Raw genomic sequence first — 479 nt, 5'->3', positions numbered from 1 at the left:
TATAAGGGGCGTTTCCCTTATCTGTGTTTCCTTGATGAAGTGGGGGCATACTATACGGACCGTATTGCTGTGGAAGCCACTCAGGTGCGTTCACTGGATTTTGCTCTGATTTTGATGGCACAGGACCAGGAACGTATAGAAGGACAGACAACAGCCACGAATACTGCAACACTGATGCAGAACACGGGGACAAAATTTGCCGGCAGGATTGTCAGCGAGGGTAGTACGGCCAGAACGCTGAAAAGCGCCGCCGGTGAAGAAGCCAGGGCGAGAATGAACAACCTGCAGCGTCAGGACGGCATATTTGGTGAATCATGGATTGACAGCCCACAAATCAGCATCCTGATGGAAAGCAAGATAAATGTTCAGGAGTTGATTGAACTTCATCCTGGCGAGTTCTTTTCTATTTTCCGGGGAGAAACCGTACCATCAGCATCATTCTTCATCCCTGACGATGAGAAAAGCTGCAGCAGCGATCC

General features: G+C 49.5%; 1 protein-coding gene. It reads left to right on the top strand.

Annotation, left to right across the window (positions count from 1 at the left end; all coding sequences use genetic code 11):
* Positions 1 to 479, top strand: a 479-nt coding sequence (locus I6F24_RS37340) for a TraM recognition domain-containing protein (protein WP_225156609.1), incomplete at both ends; no start/stop codon positions are given.

The organism is Bradyrhizobium sp. BRP23 (assembly GCF_020194135.1).
GTDB lineage: Bacteria > Pseudomonadota > Alphaproteobacteria > Rhizobiales > Xanthobacteraceae > Bradyrhizobium > Bradyrhizobium yuanmingense.
This window is presented reverse-complemented; position numbering and strand designations above follow the sequence as displayed.